This is a genomic window from Halomonas sp. SIMBA_159 (assembly GCF_046536035.1).
Taxonomy (GTDB): domain Bacteria; phylum Pseudomonadota; class Gammaproteobacteria; order Pseudomonadales; family Halomonadaceae; genus Vreelandella; species Vreelandella venusta_A.
Map to the genome: position 1 here is coordinate 1 of NZ_JAWJBT010000863.1, position 261 is coordinate 261.

1 protein-coding gene is annotated in these 261 nt (G+C 54.8%); it reads left to right on the forward strand.

The window, feature by feature from the left end; translation table 11 throughout:
• A partial coding sequence (locus R0J87_RS21695) for an SDR family oxidoreductase (protein ID WP_498888893.1) occupies window positions 1-261 on the forward strand: 261 nt, incomplete at both ends.

The following is a 261-nucleotide window of genomic DNA, read 5'->3' on the forward strand; positions in this document are numbered from 1 at the left end:
GGTAGGGACGCTACCCGCCTTTGACTTTATTGCCTATTCCGCTGCTAAGGCAGCCCTGAACCACCTCATGCTGGGTCTAGCCCACTATTTTGCCAAGCAAGTCCGCATCAACACCGTTTTGATTGGTACGGTCATCACCGAAGGCTATGCTTCTGCCGGTCTGGATGAAAAAGCCCAATATGCCCTCGCCCACCTGGATAGCCTCACCGGACGCGCCGGTAAACCCCAAGATATTGCCAACGCATTCCTCTGGTTGTCCTC